A 15,614-nucleotide genomic window follows, 5' to 3' on the forward strand; every position below is an offset into this window, starting at 1 on the left:
CGCGTTGCTGCCATCCCATGATCTTTCATCAATCCAACAACGTTCGGATCAATAGAGTAAGATGACATATCGTTCGAAAATGGACTTGAGTGGACGGCTGGCCCTGGTAACCGGCAGCGGGCAGGGAATCGGTGCTGCCTGCGCACAGGCACTCGCCGAAACAGGCGCCACGGTGATCTGCACTGACATCGTCCTTGGTCGAGCCGAGAATACAGCGAGGGCCATCGGCGATATGGCCAAGGCCCGCGAGCTGGACGTCACAAACAGTCAGCAGCTGACTGCGTTGGCCGATTCATTGCCTCCATTGGATATTCTGGTGTGCAATGCCGGAATTGTCAGCAATGTGGCGGCCGAAGAGATGACGGACGAGCAATGGGATCGCGTCATTGAAGTCAACCTCAGCGGTGTCTTCCGCACGTGCCGGGCCTTCGGCCGGCGCATGCTCGAAAACGGCAAAGGCTCTATCATCAATATTGGCTCGATGTCCGCCGAGATCGTCAACGTGCCGCAGCCGCAATGCCACTATAATGCGTCAAAGGCAGGCGTTCATCACCTGACACGGTCGCTTGCGGTCGAATGGGCCAAGCGCGGCGTGCGAGTGAACGCCGTCGCGCCGACCTATATCGAGACGCCACTGCTTCAGAACCTGGAAACCCAGAGCGGCCTCGTCGATCGATGGCTTGATCTCACACCCGCTGGACGAATGGGACAGCCGGATGAAATCGCATCGATCGTTCAATTCCTTGCTTCCGATGCTTCAAGCCTCATGACCGGTTCGATCGTGACAGCAGATGCGGGGTATACGAGCATCTAGAAAAAGGCCTTTGGCCTGCCGGAACATATCTGCGGCGCACGGTGTCCACATCGCCAAGAGCAGCTAGCGCTCAATGCGCGCACGCGCACCGTCGGACAGTTCCTTGAGTATGATCGCACAGGAGGTTGCGCCGGCATCGAGCACGCCAAGCGACCGTTCTCCAAGGCGACTGGCACGTCCGATCTTCGCCACAAGATCTATGGTCGAGTCGCGGCCGGCCTCCGCCGCAGCGACCAGAGCTTCGAGCGCCTCACGGAAGGTTTTTCCGTCCGCAGTCGCTCTGTCGAAGGCCTCGATGGCGGGAACGAGCGTATCGAGCAGCGTTTTGTCGCCTACCTTGGCCGAACCGATCGACTCGACGCCGGAAAGGCCCGCATGCAGCATCTTGCTGTAGAGCGCTGCGTCAATCTTTTCCGTGCCTTGGATGCTTTCGGCAAACTCCGTGAACATGACACCATAGAGAGGCCCCATCGAGCCGCCAATTTCGGTCATCAGCAGGTCTCCCAGCGTATCCAGAGACTCGGCAAGCGTCAGGTCTTTGCCTTTTAGCCGCTCCGCAGCCATGCCGAAGCCCTTTGCCATATTCACCCCATGGTCGCCATCGCCGATCTTGCCGTCGATCTCGCTGAGGTAGGCGCGGTTTTCGATGATCCGCTCAGCCATTGAGAGAATTATTGCGCCTGCGGATGCGTTGTCGAAATTCTGCATGGATGCTCCTCCCGTCACAGGATAATTGTACAACGCGTCTCGACGTCGAGCAGCGTTGCCAGTTCTTCGTCAAGGGCCATGATGGTCAACGTCGCGCCGACCATTTCCAGTGATGTGAAGTAGTTGCCGACCCAGGTCTTGCGGATCTTCAGGCCACGCGCCGATATTTCGCTCTCGATCGTGTCGTTGAGGATGTAGAGTTCATTCAGCGGCGTCGCTCCGAGACCCGAGACGAGCACGGCGACCTCTTTGCCTTCCGGCAGGTCGTGATCGTCGAGCACGATCTTCACCATGTCGCGTGCGACCTCTTCGGCGGTCTTCAGCGCCTCGACCCGTACACCCGGCTCGCCGTGATGCCCGATGCCGACTTCCATCGTGCCGGGTTCGATCCGGAAGTTGGGCTGGCCTACGGCCGGCAGCGTGCACGGGCCAAGGCCGACTCCGATCGAGCGGCAATTGTCGATTGCTTTCTGCGCCGTGGCGCGCACCTCTTCAAGGCTTGCGCCCGTTGCGGCCTTGGCGCCGCCTATTTTCCACATGAAGATTTCCCCGGCCACGCCGCGGCGTTTCTCGCGCTCCGCTGCCGGGGCGGAGCAGACGTCGTCATTGGCGACGACGGTTGCTACTTCGATGCCATTTTTCGCGGCGAGTTTCACCGCCATCTTCACATTCATGTTGTCGCCGGCATAGTTGCCGTAGAGCACGACGACGCCTTTGCCACCATCGGCTTCGCGGATGGCGTCATGAAAGCTTTTTGCGGTGGGCGAGGAGAAGAGTTCGCCGACCGCGACCGCGTCGAGCATGTTTGTGCCCGTATATCCGATGAAGGCCGGCTCATGACCAGAGCCTCCGCCGGTTACTACGCCGACCTTGCCGGCAACCGGCGCGTCCCTGGCAACGATGACACGCGGGTTCTCAGCGGAAAGGCGCACGATATCTGAGTGGGCCTTCACAAATCCCCTGACCGTGTCCTCAACCACCATGTCAGGGTCGTTGATAAAACGCTGCATAATCACTCCTTTACGGTTACCAGTGAGGCTGGCGGACACATGCCCGCCCTAACAATTTGGTTGGCGGCTGATTGAGAAAGGGCCGCAGGCCCGGCGAATTGAACGCATCAGGCGCGTGGCTTGATTGAGAACAGCGCTCCTGCGCCAATAATGAACAGCCCGAGAATCGCGAGTTGCGAAGTACTGGGAATTCCTACGAGAATAAGGACATTGCTGACGAGAGTGATCAGCACCACCCCCAGGATCGTTCCGAGGACCGTTCCAGATCCGCCGGTGATCCTCGCTCCGCCGAGAATGACAGCGGCGATCACCTCAAGTTCAGATCCTGCAAGATCAAAGGGGTTTGCCAGACGATTGCTGGATACGTGCATGATACCTGCGACGCCAGCGAGAAGGCCCGCATAGGCGAACCCGAATATATGAACCTTGCGAAGACTATACCCCAGGCGCTCAGCAATCTCCGAGTTGCCGCCGACTGCATAGATCGCACGCCCCATAAGCGTGCGGTTCAGCAAAACCCAGGTCACGGCGATTGCCGCAACGAGCACCAGTACATAAGCCGGCATGGTGGCAACGGCGCCATTGGAGCCCTGGTAGTGAAATAGCGGCAGCTTGCCGAAAGCGTCCATGGCGGCCGGTATGTTCATAAACAGTGCGGTGCCAACGAAGGTCAGTAGAAACCCGCGGATAACATACTGCGTACCGATTGTAACGATCAACGATGGAGCCCGAAGCTTGCTGACGAGGAATCCATTGGCCGTACCCAGTAGCGCGCCCCCCAGGGCAGCGACGAGGAGGATGACTGCAATCGGCATCTCCGGTGCCTGACTTGTGACAAGCATCGTCACGACATACATCACGAAAGCGGCAATCGCGGTGAACGAAACGTCCAGCCCCCCGGAGGCCAGTACGACGAGGACGCCGAGCGCGAAGAGACCCCGAACAACGGTCGAGCGCGCCAGGTCAAACAGGTTCGACATCTGCCAGAAGTCCGGATTGATCGACCCTACGACCAGACACACGAGGACAATCAAGAACGCGGTGACAGCCGGTGGATGACGCACGAGCCAGCGTGTCAACCGATTGAGAACGCCATGCCGGTCGGTCTGGCCAGAAGGAATTTCGGCGGCGATGTCGGTGGGGTCAGCATCCCCAGGCTCTTCCCTCTGTGATACCGGTTCGGCGGCCATGGACCGGTAGAGTACCTCTTCCTCGAGGCCTTCGGCCTCGAACGTATCGGCGAGGCGCCCCTTGCGCATCACCATGATGCGATCGCAATTCTGTAGCAATTCGGGCAAATCATCGCTGATGATGATCACGCACATGCCCTCCCCCGCGAGCTGCTGGATAATGCGGAAGATGGTGTCCTTGGAGCCCACATCGACGCCGACAGTCGGTCCATGCAGGATGAGAAGTTTGGGCTCGATCGTCAGCCAGCGGCCTATCAGGACGCGTTGCGCATTGCCGCCCGATAGCGAGGTGACCGGCTTATCGATGTCGGGTGTCGCCACCTGCAGGTCTTCCACCGTCTTTTGTGCCAGCGCTCTGGCGCGGCGTCCGTCGAGCAGGCCGAACGCGCCCCGCAGCCGATCGAGAACCGCCATGACGATGTTTTCCCGGATCGATTTCTCCAGAAACAGCCCTTCGGACAACCGATCTTCCGGAACATAACCAATACCGGCATCGATGGCATTGACGGGTGATGAAAGGTTAACGGTTGCATCCGCAAGGGAAACGCTGCCGTGGCTCGGTGGGTTGATGCCGGCGAGCGCCAGCGCCAGCTCGTTTCGGCCGGAATCGAGCAGGCCGGTGATGCCGAGAATTTCGCCCTTGGCGACATTGAAAGACACGTCTTCGAAGCCGCGGCCAGCGAGTGTCTGAACAGACAATGTCCGTTCGCCGCTATGCGGCGTGGAGCGATAGCGCTTGTCCTCGAGCTCCTTGCCCGTCATCCAGAAGCCGAGCTTCGTTTTGGACTGTTCCGCGACATCGCATTCTGTAATTTTGAGGCCGTCGCGCATGATGATGGCGGTTCCGCCGATCGCCTTGCACTCATCGAGCTTATGGGTGACGAACAGCACCGAGACGCCGTTGTCATGCAGGGCGCGCACGACACGGATGAGGTTGTCCACTTCTCGGCGTGTCAGTGCCGTCGTCGGCTCGTCCATGATGACGAGACGGGCGTCCGACGCAATCGCGCGGGCAATGGCGATCAGCTGACGGGTAGCAATCGGCAATTGTTCTACCGGTGTTGCAAGAAAATAGGCGTCGGTTGGCAGGCCAACAGCTTCGAGCGCTTTGACGGCGGTCTGGCGCAGGGCTTCGCGATCCAGCTGCCGCGCCAGATTGCCGTTTGCTGCCACGAGCTGGCGAGTCAACGCAACGTTTTCCTCGGCGCTGAGATTGGGCAGAAGAGACAGGTCCTGGTAGACCGTTTCAATCCCCGCGGCGAGCGCGCCTATCGGATCGAGGCTCTCCACGGTCTGACCATCGATGATCAGTTCGCCGCCATCGGCTGATTGGGCACCGGAGATAATCTTGATCAGCGTACTCTTGCCGCAGCCGTTCTCGCCCATCAGATGATAGGTGCGGCCGCGCTCGATACTGAAACTCACTCCCTTCAATGCGCGGACGCCGCCGAAGCGCTTTTGCAGGTTTCTGACTTCCAGAAATGGTGTCGCGTCGGCCGGGGCGGAACCTCGGGGACCTTCAATTGTAACGCTGTCTCGCATTATCTCATTCCGTTATGCTGCGCGCCGGCGGTGCTTCGCCGGCGCATTCATGACGATCGTTGCGGGATCAGAACGGGTATTCTTTGTAGTTCGACTTATCGACATCGACCCAGGCTTCCCCGACGATGATGATGCCGTCGCCTGGCCCCTTCTTGACGCTGACCTTGTTGTAGCCGGGAACGCCAAGATCCATGCCGTCGGTGATTTCCTTGCCCTGAAGCAGGAGATCGGAGACTTTGTTCATGACATAGCCCGCATCCTTCGGATCCCAGAAGGAAATGCTCTGGACGGCGCCAGATTCGAGATATTTGGATGTATCCTTCGGCAAGCCCAGACCGACCACGCAGACTTTGCCGACGAGGCCGGCTTCTTCTACAGCACGGCCGATGCCGATGACATCAATCGCTGAACCACCCTGAAAGCCTTTGATATCGGGATATTTGCGCAGTATTTCGCGAGCTTTTTCATAAGCCTTGTTGGCGTCGTTAAAGGATTCGTTCTTCTCCGAAACCAGTTCCATTTCAGGGTGCTTTTTCGCATTTTCAGCACCACCATCCGCCCATTGGACATGCGTCAGGCTGCCGAGCGAACCGACGAAGGACGTCCACTTGCCGGAATTGCCCATGCACTGGGCAAGTCGCTCGTTGAAACGTGCGCCAAAGACCGCATTGTCAAAGGCCTCTATGTCGACATTAGTGTTCTTGAGGCTGTCGCCTTCATGCGTAATGATCTTGATGCCGCGGCCCATGGCGCGCTTGAAAGCACCCTCAAGCGCCGACGGATCCATCGGAACGACCGCGATGGCACTGACGTTCTTGGCGACCAGGTCTTCAATCAATCGGAGTTGCTGTGCGGAGTCTGCCTTTGCCGGTCCAACCTGACTTGTCTTGACGCCGGCATTGTCCTTGCCGTAGGCGACGACGCCCTGTTCCATGCGGGTAAACCAGTTCTCGCCGGTCACCTTCACGACGGTAACGATTGACGGCGTCTCCTGTGCAACGACGGCCTGGGCTGCGCAGAGAGCGCCGACGGCAACCGTGCAGGCTGCGATTTTCCTGTAGAGAGACATAAGCGTTTCCTCATTATCGTTGTTGCCCCAAAAATGTGCTGGCTGCGAGGGCATTGCGCCGCCAGCAATGCCGCGGCTTCAACTTCGCAATGGAAGGAAGGACCGCACGTCGAACCGCGAGGTTGCGAGGAAGATCAACAGCAGCAGACCCCAGGCGCAATCGCGGAAAAAATTGGAAATATCGATGAAATTGAAAAGACTGGACAGCATTTGCAATGCCGTTGCCGACAGGACGACGCAAATGATGCGCCCGTAACCACCTTCGGGGCGAACCCCGGCCATGACCACGATCAGAATGGCGATCAGCACATAGGATGTGCCGTAGTCCCACTTCACACTGGAAGTGCGTGCAGCGATGATGATGCCGGCGATCGAAGCGAGAACTCCGCAAATCGTATAGATGACGAACAACATGCGCCGGTTTGGAATACCGGCATAACGTGCGGCCTTCGCATTGCTTCCCATCAGATAAAGCTTGAGGCCGAAAGGTGTGTAGCGCAACACCACGCCCAGTATGACGGCAATGGCGATGAACAGGGCGAAACACATGGGCACGCCGAGGACCGGCGTGTTGCCGAAATCATCAAGCGGCTCGATGTAGCCGAGGCTGACAGCCGAACCATTGGTGATGAGAACGGCAATCCCGGTGAAGAACAGTTGAGTGCCTAGTGTGGCGATAATCGGGGTCAGCCCGACGAAGGCGACCAGCGCTCCATTGATCATGCCGCCGACGAGGCCGACGAGCAGCGCAATGCCCGCGAACAGCCAGACGAAGGTCAGCGGCAGATCATCGGCCGAAACCCAATCGCGGATCAACAGGTAGGACACGATACCGGAAAGATTGGCAAGCGCGATGCCCGACAGATCAATGCCGCCACTGCCCGCGATCATCGCCAACATGACGCCGAGCGCAAGAAGCGCAAGTTCCGGGACTTGCGCCGACATGGATTGAAAATTGTAAAGGCTGAGAAAGGTATCACCAGCGAGGACAACCGCAACCGCAATCACGAGGGCGTTGACCACCACAAGGAAATTCAACTGCCGATCCGACAATCTGGCAAACACCGCACATCCTCCCGCATAGCTGCAAGCCAACCACCCTGTGAATTGCTCGCCCAACTCCCAGGCCATTCCACTAGCCGGCGCTATTGTCGCTCCGTCCTCCGCTAACCAAGGCCTGGAAAGCTTATGTGAGTTTTTGACATATGTCGATAGTAAATCGAACTTTGTAAAAAGGCCGCCTGATTGCACAGGGGCCCGGCTTCACACCTGTCACCAAAGGCCGGGATCGGCAGCCCAGCTTTAAAGGCCAGGACAAGCGTCGCAGGATATCGGCGACAAATTTGCTGTCATGAGATCCTGACGGGAGCGATTTTATCTTTGGATCACGTGGGATATGCTATCGCGAACAGCGCGGAGGAATTCATCGGCAATGCCGGATGGTCGTAGCATTTTAGGTCGAATGCACCAGATTTCCGAGTAGAGCGTTGGCACAAAGGGGCGAAACACCAGCCCTGGTCGCCCGTAGCTTGCGGCTGTGAGCTGGTCCACTAGAGAGAGACCCGCTCCGTTAGCGACAAGATCGCAGGCTACGAAAGCCATCGGTGTTTCAAGATTTAATTTACGGGGGATTTGGGCGTCGATAAAAACCTGGTCCGCCTCGGTAATGTCGCCAATATCGCCTATCCGGACGAATTCCTCATCCTGGAAGTCGGCGGGTCTGATAGTTTCCCGATGCGCCAGCCGATGGTTTGTTGGCATGATGCAAACCTCCGGAATTCGAACCAGAAGCTCACTCGAAACAAACGGGTGAATCGCGCGACTGTGCGTGAAGCCGATATCGATCTGGCCGCCAATCGCCCATTCATGGATGCGTTCGGAAGTGCGCGCATGCACTGAAATTGAAACATTCTTCTTTCTTGCAGAGAAGTTCGTGACGATCGGCGGCAGGAATGAGCCCGCCACACTCGGCATAGCGGCGATGTTCAAACGACCAAATTTCAGTTGCCTGATATCGACAGCGGTACGCCGAAGCCGTTGAATGCTCTCCCATGTGCGCTCAACCTCGGCTGCAAACACCTCACCTTCCCGCGTCAAAATCAAACGACGCTTCGTCCGTTCAAATAGTTCCAGCCCAACGTGGCTTTCGAGTTGAGCGAGCAGTTTGCTTGCAGCAGGTTGGGTAATCGACAAGGCGTCTGCGGCCGCGGTCAGCGTTCCCTGACGAACGACCAGACGAAATAGCTCAATTTGCCGAAGTCGCACATCGTCCTCTTACATAACTAAACGGAATGAATTTACGCACGATCTCATATTGATTCTTTCCATCAATCGAGACCTATTCAGAGGTGATTTCTCCCGTCACCAAAGTTGGGAGAGAGCGACAGATTCGAAATACCATAGATAATCGTACTTATGGACAATCGCCTCTAGTTTCACAGACTGCTCAGATGAGCAAGCTGGCGAACAGGGAAATGCCTTGCTGAATCCGCCGGAACCGAAATTGAGGATACTCCATCTCACGAAACGCTCAAAAGCGGCGAGGCCTGCCGATGAGCGCCTTGACCACCTGACAACGGTTTATAAGGACTGTGGCCTATGAGGCATGCGGAGACCGTCGACCGGTCAGACGACCACGCTTTCGAAGTAACGAATAAGGTCGTGTTGGCAATCGCGGCGCCGATGACGATAGCCTACCTGACCACCCCCCTCCTCGGGCTTGTAGACACTGCTGTCGTCGGTCAGCTCAATGACGTGGCTATGTTGGGAGGGCTGGCCGCCGGTGCTGTGATATTTGATCTAGCGTTCACGAGCTTCAACTTTTTGCGTGCCGGCACGACGGGTCTCATCGCCCAGGCTTATGGTGCGCGCAATGTTGCGGAAGAACAGCAGATATTCTGGCGCGCTTCAGCCCTAGGAATCCTTTGCGGCCTTCTACTGGTCACTGCCGCACCCCTCATCTCACTGGCCGGAATGTGGTTCATTGGAGCATCGCCGGCGGTCAGCTCTGCAATGGATACCTATATTCGAATTCGCCTGTTGGCCGCACCCCTGTCGTTGCTGAACTATGTAATACTGGGTTATCTACTCGGAAAGGGGGATGCGCGCGTCGCCTTAGGATTGCAGGTCCTGATAAATGTCTTCAACATATGTTTGTCAGTATGGTGGGGCCTCTATCTCAACCTGGGGGTTGCTGGCGTCGCCTGGGCAGCAGTTGCCGCAGAAACCATCGCCGCCATTCTTGGCATTGGAATTGTGCTCAGCGGCTTCGGCCGGATAATCCCGATCTCTTTGAGAATGCTGCTGGGGCCCCCTGCCGTAAAGCGACTGATGGTCTTCAACCGGGACATACTGATCCGCACATTTGTGCTCATGGGAGCGTTTGCCCTTTTCGCCAGGCAAGGAGCGCGCCTCGGGACCGTGGAAATCGCCGCAAACGCCATTCTCATGCATTTTCTCATTATCGTAAGCTTCTTTCTTGATGGATTCGCCGCCGCAGTTGAACAACTGGCAGGCCGAGCTGTAGGAGCACGCTACCTTCCGGCATTTGATAAGGCGGTCAAACTGACAACAGTCTGGGGCGGCGTTTTGGCTGCGGTATTCGGTGTAGTCGCTGTTGTTTGGGGCACTGAACTAATCAGCCTTTTCACGACGTCGAAAGAGGTAAGAGAGGAGGCAACAAGGTATCTGCCGCTGGCTGCGGCCACTGGACTCACCGGTGTTCTCGCATTCCAGATGGACGGCATATATCTGGGAGCAACGTGGTCTTCGACACTCCGGAACATGATGCTTTTCTCATTCGTCGTCTATATAGCCGCGCTTTTCGTTTTGGGCCATTATCTTGCCAACTATGGTCTGTGGTTGGCACTGCACATTTTTCTGATTGTGCGTGGCGTAAGTCTGATGCTCGCGCTGCCACGCCTTCGCACCGCGACATTCGGGAAAATATAGATCGCGTTCGGTAGGTTGCCGAACTGGCCGCCACGCGAACTTCAGGAAATCAGGAATCGGCAAAGGTGTCCTTCATGGCCGCAATGATGACCACGGCGGATGCTGCTCCGGGATCGATGTGGCCAAGGGATCGTTCGCCCAGGCGCAGAGCCCTGCCGCGCGCTGCCACCATCGATTTGGTTGATTCACAGCCGGTTTCAGCGGCCGACAATATGTCTTGCCACATTTCGACGGCCGTTGCGTCGCGAGCGCGGGCCCTCAATGCCGCCTCGGCAGCGGGAACCCAGGCATCCAGCATTGTCTTGTCGCCACGTTCGCCCTTTCCTCGTCGCTTTATACCTGAGCTGAATGCCGCGATGAGATCCGCCTGTTCCTGCACCGCCAGGCGATCCTTGCCGGACAGAGCCTGCGCCGCATCTGTAAATGCGGTCGCATAGAGAGGGCCGGTGGAAGCTCCGACTGCATCCAGGAATGTCGATGCCGCAATGCGCAAGATTTCCGAGGGGGACAGGGTCTCGCAATTCGAACCCGACAATCGTTTGGTCACAGCGGAGAAACCCCGAGCCATTGTTATTCCGTGGTCCGCATCCCCAATCGCTCCGTCAAGCTCCGAGAGCCTGCCTTTTTCGCTATTGATCGCCAGAGATATCCGCTCGAACATTCGGATGATCTGCTGCGTACCTGGCTCACCCATTCCATTTCCTCCCATTCCACTCACGAACTCTCGTTGTAACAGCGGTAATCATGCAATGTTAATCGCCACGCCGTCGCAGGGATGACGAAGGAGTTCCGTGAGCTGGTTGTCCAGATGCATGATCGAAATCGATGCACCAACCATGTCGAGCGACGTACAGTAGTGCCCGATCCAGTTAGCTTCTATTCTGACGCCGCGCGCGGCGAGGCGCTGCCGAACGCGCCGGTAGATAATATAAAGCTCCATAAGCGGGGTGCCGCCAAAAGAATTCACAAGCACCGCCACGCTGTCGCCATTGGCAGGTTTCATTTCCACGAATATCTGATCCATGATGCGATCAACAATCGCATCGGCTGGCGCCAGCTCCTGTCGGGTCACCCCGCGTTCGCCATGAATGCCCATACCGATTTCTATGTTGTCAGGCCCGATATCGAAGCTTGGACGCCGTGTTTGAGGCAATGAGCACGACTCCAGCGCGACCCCCATGGTGAACGTGCGGTCATTGGCATGGCGGGTCATCGCTTCACATTCATAAAGATTCAGACCGCGGTCGCATGCAGCGCCGGCTATCTTGAAGATGAAGAAATTTCCCGCGACACCTCGCCGTCCCTCGCGATCTTCCAGGGAGGAGGATGCGATATCATCGGTCGTCAGGACGGTTCGGACCTTGATGCCTTCAACCTGCGCCATCTCGGCGGCCATCTCGAAATTCATAACGTCTCCGGCGTAGTTGCCATACACGAAGAGCACGCCTTCACCACCACTGGCGGCGCGTGCGCACTCGAGAATTGGCCCAGGCGGTGGAGAAGAGAATACATTCCCAACGGCGACGGCATCGGCGAGTCCCTGGCCGACATACCCGAAGAAACAGGGTTCGTGCCCGGATCCCCCGCCAATCACCAGTCCAACCTTTCCCGGCCGCGGACCATTTCGAGCCATTAAAGCCCGCTGGGATCCGTTGATTGGCGAAAGATGGGAGCTATGAGCCTCGACGAGACCTTCCAGCATTTCCTCCACGACCTCATCTGCATCGTTAAGGAATTTCTTCACGAAATTGCGCGTCCTCAGTGGCTGCGCGACCTCGTCCTGCGATCGCGTTCGTAGCGGCCTGGTGACGTTCGGTCGTATGTCCTCGGCGCTCAGTATCGCCGAAGCGGTCGCAGCATCGGTTATGAGGATGGTCACGTATCCTCCTCTCAACGCGGCCAGAATTGCGGGAACCTTGTCATAGCCACCGGCTACGGCGATGCGCATGTCGATGGCCTTGAGCGTATCCAGATTGATCCCGATCGTGCGCTCATCCAGCGGGCCCTTCACGGGGGTGCCTTGTCCATCAAGGAAACGGCCCGCCACGACACCCACGGCGTTCTTCGACAGGTATTCTTGAATTGCTACAGACTCAAAAAATCCGCTCGTATGAATAGTGGAATTTGGCCTTAAGGATGCAATTCCGAACAAGGCCTTGTTTGCCTGCTGAAGGACCTCGAACTGATCTTCCACCAGCGGTTCCTGCATGATGATGTCACGCGCCTGGCGGCTATTGACCAATGCCGGGGCGGTAATATTGACAAGACGGCCCTTGACTGCCCGCGCCAGTGCCGCAGCGCAATGCTCTGGCGTGTAGGCAAAATTTGCTCTCGTCCCGCCGGTAGCCTGCACGACGGTTACATCCTGCACACTTGCAGACGTGTGCTCAGCGATAGCCATTACCGTGCGGCCCCACGCGACAGCAAGAGTGTCTCCCGATCTGATCATCCTCGATAGTGCCTGTCCACCAGCGGCCCCTAACCGGTCTATCAGGGGGCGAGCACCATCGTCGCTTGGCACCACGAGGCAGTCGTTCAGACCAAAATGCCGTTTGAGTTCCTTGGCCAACAACAACGAACCAAGGCGCTCTGGTTCCAACGATATATTGACGATGCCGCGATCGCGTGCGTCCGCAAGATAGGTGTTTACGGTCGCGCGGGAGATTCCCATGATCTGTGCAATGTCGCTTTGCGTCCGCCCGTCTTCGTAATACAGCCAGCAGGCCCAGACATAGGGATCATCCCCAAACCTCAGCGGCATGGGAGCTGCAACTTCGACTGCATCGCCTTTCGTTCCCGTGGTCTTTCTTGGAGAAGTGTTCTGGTCAACCATGATGCGCCTACCCGTCCCTATATGTGACAGGCAAAATGAGGCCAATGTGGCAGCATTGCAATTGCCTCCCTGAATTCGGCGGTATCTGAGCGCTGCGCGCATGACAACTCGATGGCTACATCAAACGCGCCATCGGAAGTTCTTGAGCAATCGAGCGGCCGACCCGGCCCTGGCAGAGCCGCGCCCGTGACCGGCTTCGATGAGCATCCGCTGTGCAACGGCCAGTAACCGCATCGGGACAGACGAATTGCGCCACAGGCGTTGGATAGCGCTAATCGGCGGTCCAGCCGCCGTCGACCATGAGGGCCGTTCCCGTGATCATCGACGATGCATCCGAGGCGAGATAAATGACGGCGGCCATGATGTCTTCGACCGTGCCGAGACGACTGAGCTTTATTTTCTCCTCGATCCAGCGCACCCGCTCGGGATCTGCGAAGGTTTGTTCGGTCAAAGGTGTGCGAATGAAGGTCGGGCAGATCGTGTTGACGCGGATGCCGCTCCTGCCCCACTCGATCGCCATCGACTTGGTAAAGCCTTCGACCGCGTGTTTGGAGGCACTGTAGACGGCGCGGTCTATGCCGCCGACCTGCGCCATCTGCGACGAGATGTTAATGAGCGATCCGGGTTTTCCGGCGCCGATCAGACCCTTGGCAATCGCCCGGGTAAGGAAATAGGCACCGCGGACATTGATGCCGAAAACGGCGTCGAAATCGGCGGTGGTGGTTTCGAGCGCCGGAGTATGGCGGGCGAGCCCTGCGCTGTTCACCAGGATATCGAAGGGGCCCAGAGCCGCGACCTGACGCTCCGTCTCCGTGACATCGGCGACGTCGAGGGAAAGGGCATCGGCAGAGTGTCCGCGCGCGCGGATCGCTTCCACGGCCTCGGCGAGCCGGTCCGCGTTGCGGGCCGCGAGAACGACCTGGGCGCCGGCTTCCGCCAGCGCGACGGCGCCGCCCAAGCCGATACCAGAGGACGCGCCGGCGACAAGTGCGCGCTTGCCTTCCAGTCGAAACGAAGGTGTGGTCGGCAGTTCCATGGTTCCGGCCCCGGCTTTTGAAGGAATGTGTGCCAGCGGTGGCACGCCCGTGGGTTATGTACCTTATTCCGCGGCGACGCCATAAGGTACGTTTTTACCGCCATAGCGGCGAACGCGCACATTGGCCTGTTCGGCGTGGCCGACGAAGCCTTCCAGCATGCATAGCCGCGAGCAATAGGCGCCGAATTCGGCAGCAGCGGCATCCGTCGTCACCTTCTGGTAGGAGTGCGTCTTCAGGAACTTGCCGACCCAGAGGCCGCCGGTGTAACGCCCGGCTTTCTTCGTCGGCAGCGTATGGTTCGTACCGATGACCTTGTCGCCGTTGGCGACATTGGTGCGGGGACCCAGGAATAGCGCGCCGTAGGAATGCATCTTTTCCAGGAACCAGTCGTCGCGGTCTGTCATGACCTGGACATGTTCGGAGGCGATGTGGTTTGCGACGTCGAGCATTTCCTCATAGGTGTCGCAGACGATCACCTCGCCATAATTGCGCCAGGAAGCAGAGGCCGTTTCGGTGGTGGGCAAAATGGCTAGCAACCGGTCGATCTCGGCCAGCGTCGCGCGTGCAAGCTTTTCCGAATTGGTGACGAGGACGGCTGGGGAATTGTAGCCGTGCTCGGCCTGGCCCAGGAGATCGGTGGCGCACAATTCGGCATCGACCGTCTCGTCGGCGATGACCATGGTTTCCGTGGGGCCGGCGAAGAGGTCGATACCGACGCGACCATAGAGCTGGCGCTTCGCTTCGGCGACGAAGGCGTTGCCGGGGCCAACCAGCATGTCCACCGGCTTGATCGTTTCGGTGCCAAGCGCCATGGCGCCCACGGCCTGCATGCCGCCGAGAACGTAGATTTCATGCGCCCCCGCCTTGTGCATGGCTGCGACGATCGCCGGATGCGGTTCACCCTTTTGCGGCGGCGCCGCGGCGGCGATGCGCGGAACACCCGCGACAGAGGCGGTCAGAACCGACATGTGGGCAGACGCCACCATCGGGAACTTGCCGCCAGGCACGTAGCATCCGACCGACTGGACCGGAATGTTGCGATGGCCGAGGATGACACCCGGCACCGTCTCGACCTCGATGTCATGCATCGACGCCTTCTGCGCTTCAGCAAAACTCCGGATCTGTGCCTGGGCGAATTCGATATCGGCCATGTCGCGCGCCCCGACCTTGCTCATCGCCGCTTCGATTTCGGAAGCGCTGAGGCGAAAGGAGGGCGGTGAAAACTTGTCGAACTTTTCCGACAGCTCGCGCACAGCGGCGTCGCCGCGGGTCTCGATGTCCTTGAGGGTCGTCTCGACGACGGCGCGAACCCTGGCATCGTCCTCGGCGCGTTCGTCGGCGGGTTTGCCACGCTTGAGATAGGTGATGGTCATGATTGATCTCCCTTTGCGACCAAGCTGTAAGGGCGAAGACATACCGCTTGCAAGTTTTCATAATCATCATGAAAAATTTTCATGATG

General features: G+C 58.2%; 12 protein-coding genes and 1 pseudogene. 2 read left to right on the plus strand and 11 right to left on the minus strand.

Annotation, left to right across the window (positions count from 1 at the left end):
* Positions 1-61: 61 nt before the first annotated feature.
* Positions 62-814, plus strand: a complete 753-nt coding sequence (locus tag OSJ75_RS09010) for an SDR family NAD(P)-dependent oxidoreductase (protein WP_267227655.1) — start codon at positions 62-64, stop codon at positions 812-814.
* Positions 815-877: 63 nt separating this feature from the next.
* On the opposite strand, the gene dhaL (OSJ75_RS09015) is transcribed toward OSJ75_RS09010, so the two are convergent.
* The 7 genes and pseudogenes from dhaL (OSJ75_RS09015) to OSJ75_RS09045 form a co-directional block, all read right to left on the minus strand.
* The gene (gene dhaL / locus OSJ75_RS09015; protein ID WP_250015730.1) at positions 878-1,522 is read right to left on the minus strand and encodes a dihydroxyacetone kinase subunit DhaL; all 645 of its coding nucleotides are present in this window, start codon (positions 1,520-1,522) and stop codon (positions 878-880) included.
* Between the two features lie 14 nt (positions 1,523-1,536).
* Positions 1,537-2,532: a dihydroxyacetone kinase subunit DhaK gene (locus tag OSJ75_RS09020; RefSeq protein ID WP_267228029.1), complete on the minus strand. Its 996-nt coding sequence runs from the start codon at positions 2,530-2,532 to the stop codon at positions 1,537-1,539.
* Positions 2,533-2,639: 107 nt separating this feature from the next.
* Positions 2,640-3,722 carry an ABC transporter permease gene (locus tag OSJ75_RS09025; RefSeq protein ID WP_267228030.1) on the minus strand — a complete coding sequence of 361 codons (1,083 nt, stop codon included), beginning with the start codon at positions 3,720-3,722 and terminating at the stop codon, positions 2,640-2,642.
* Positions 3,711-5,264 (minus strand): annotated as a pseudogene (locus tag OSJ75_RS09030) (sugar ABC transporter ATP-binding protein); the annotation flags it as partial. The gene OSJ75_RS09025 and the pseudogene OSJ75_RS09030, both read right to left, overlap by 12 nt.
* A 67-nt stretch (positions 5,265-5,331) precedes the next feature.
* Positions 5,332-6,333 carry a substrate-binding domain-containing protein gene (locus OSJ75_RS09035; protein WP_267227656.1) on the minus strand — a complete coding sequence of 334 codons (1,002 nt, stop codon included), beginning with the start codon at positions 6,331-6,333 and terminating at the stop codon, positions 5,332-5,334.
* A gap of 78 nt (positions 6,334-6,411) precedes the next feature.
* On the minus strand, positions 6,412-7,584 hold the full coding sequence (locus tag OSJ75_RS09040; protein WP_416362535.1) for an ABC transporter permease: 1,173 nt from the start codon (positions 7,582-7,584) through the stop codon (positions 6,412-6,414).
* A gap of 123 nt (positions 7,585-7,707) precedes the next feature.
* Positions 7,708-8,598, minus strand: a complete 891-nt coding sequence (locus OSJ75_RS09045) for a LysR substrate-binding domain-containing protein (protein ID WP_267227657.1) — start codon at positions 8,596-8,598, stop codon at positions 7,708-7,710.
* Between the two features lie 333 nt (positions 8,599-8,931).
* Between OSJ75_RS09045 and OSJ75_RS09050 the strand changes: the two genes are divergently transcribed.
* Positions 8,932-10,284, plus strand: a complete 1,353-nt coding sequence (locus OSJ75_RS09050) for an MATE family efflux transporter (protein ID WP_267227658.1) — start codon at positions 8,932-8,934, stop codon at positions 10,282-10,284.
* 49 nt (positions 10,285-10,333) lie between these two features.
* Here OSJ75_RS09050 and dhaL (OSJ75_RS09055) read toward each other — a convergent pair whose 3' ends face one another.
* The 4 genes from dhaL (OSJ75_RS09055) to hisD all read right to left on the minus strand — a co-directional run bounded on the left by dhaL (OSJ75_RS09055) (position 10,334) and on the right by hisD (position 15,527).
* On the minus strand, positions 10,334-10,978 hold the full coding sequence (gene dhaL / locus OSJ75_RS09055; RefSeq protein WP_250015723.1) for a dihydroxyacetone kinase subunit DhaL: 645 nt from the start codon (positions 10,976-10,978) through the stop codon (positions 10,334-10,336).
* 48 nt (positions 10,979-11,026) lie between these two features.
* Positions 11,027-13,045: a bifunctional sugar-binding transcriptional regulator/dihydroxyacetone kinase subunit DhaK gene (locus OSJ75_RS09060; protein WP_267228032.1), complete on the minus strand. Its 2,019-nt coding sequence runs from the start codon at positions 13,043-13,045 to the stop codon at positions 11,027-11,029.
* A 343-nt stretch (positions 13,046-13,388) separates the two neighbouring features.
* Positions 13,389-14,153 carry an SDR family NAD(P)-dependent oxidoreductase gene (locus OSJ75_RS09065; RefSeq protein WP_267227659.1) on the minus strand — a complete coding sequence of 255 codons (765 nt, stop codon included), beginning with the start codon at positions 14,151-14,153 and terminating at the stop codon, positions 13,389-13,391.
* Positions 14,154-14,216: 63 nt separating this feature from the next.
* Positions 14,217-15,527 (minus strand): histidinol dehydrogenase, encoded by a 1,311-nt coding sequence (gene hisD, locus OSJ75_RS09070; protein WP_267227660.1) that lies wholly within the window; start codon positions 15,525-15,527, stop codon positions 14,217-14,219.
* Between the last annotated feature and the right edge of the window lie 87 nt (positions 15,528-15,614).

Origin of the sequence: Phyllobacterium sp. 0TCS1.6A (assembly GCF_026420825.1) — a bacterium.
GTDB lineage: Bacteria > Pseudomonadota > Alphaproteobacteria > Rhizobiales > Rhizobiaceae > Phyllobacterium.

Bases quoted from the DNA above. Each gene is read 5' to 3' on its own strand.
- OSJ75_RS09010 (WP_267227655.1), top strand. From the start codon at position 62: ATGACATATCGTTCGAAAATGGACTTGAGTGGACGGCTGGCCCTGGTA.
- dhaL (WP_250015730.1), bottom strand. From the start codon at position 1,522: ATGCAGAATTTCGACAACGCATCCGCAGGCGCAATAATTCTCTCAATG.
- OSJ75_RS09020 (WP_267228029.1), bottom strand. From the start codon at position 2,532: ATGCAGCGTTTTATCAACGACCCTGACATGGTGGTTGAGGACACGGTC.
- OSJ75_RS09025 (WP_267228030.1), bottom strand. From the start codon at position 3,722: ATGGCCGCCGAACCGGTATCACAGAGGGAAGAGCCTGGGGATGCTGAC.
- OSJ75_RS09035 (WP_267227656.1), bottom strand. From the start codon at position 6,333: ATGTCTCTCTACAGGAAAATCGCAGCCTGCACGGTTGCCGTCGGCGCT.
- OSJ75_RS09050 (WP_267227658.1), top strand. From the start codon at position 8,932: ATGAGGCATGCGGAGACCGTCGACCGGTCAGACGACCACGCTTTCGAA.
- dhaL (WP_250015723.1), bottom strand. From the start codon at position 10,978: ATGGGTGAGCCAGGTACGCAGCAGATCATCCGAATGTTCGAGCGGATA.
- OSJ75_RS09060 (WP_267228032.1), bottom strand. From the start codon at position 13,045: ATGCCGCTGAGGTTTGGGGATGATCCCTATGTCTGGGCCTGCTGGCTG.
- OSJ75_RS09065 (WP_267227659.1), bottom strand. From the start codon at position 14,153: ATGGAACTGCCGACCACACCTTCGTTTCGACTGGAAGGCAAGCGCGCA.
- hisD (WP_267227660.1), bottom strand. From the start codon at position 15,527: ATGACCATCACCTATCTCAAGCGTGGCAAACCCGCCGACGAACGCGCC.